Source organism: Enterobacter quasimori (assembly GCF_018597345.1).
GTDB lineage: Bacteria > Pseudomonadota > Gammaproteobacteria > Enterobacterales > Enterobacteriaceae > Enterobacter > Enterobacter mori.
Genome location: NZ_JAHEVU010000019.1, coordinates 1 through 449, shown reverse-complemented (window position 1 = coordinate 449; position 449 = coordinate 1). Strand labels below are relative to the sequence as shown.

The 449-nt window shown below is 51.7% G+C and carries 1 rRNA gene; it reads left to right on the top strand.

Annotated features, from left to right (window positions below):
- Positions 1–402 (top strand): 16S ribosomal RNA (locus tag KK102_RS22085); the annotation flags it as partial.
- Positions 403–449: the final 47 nt, after the last annotated feature.

Below are 449 nucleotides of genomic sequence, written 5' to 3'. Positions count from 1 at the left end.
CGGGAACTCAAAGGAGACTGCCAGTGATAAACTGGAGGAAGGTGGGGATGACGTCAAGTCATCATGGCCCTTACGAGTAGGGCTACACACGTGCTACAATGGCGCATACAAAGAGAAGCGACCTCGCGAGAGCAAGCGGACCTCATAAAGTGCGTCGTAGTCCGGATTGGAGTCTGCAACTCGACTCCATGAAGTCGGAATCGCTAGTAATCGTAGATCAGAATGCTACGGTGAATACGTTCCCGGGCCTTGTACACACCGCCCGTCACACCATGGGAGTGGGTTGCAAAAGAAGTAGGTAGCTTAACCTTCGGGAGGGCGCTTACCACTTTGTGATTCATGACTGGGGTGAAGTCGTAACAAGGTAACCGTAGGGGAACCTGCGGTTGGATCACCTCCTTACCTTAAAGAACCTGCCTTTGTAGTGCTCACACAGATTGTCTGATGAA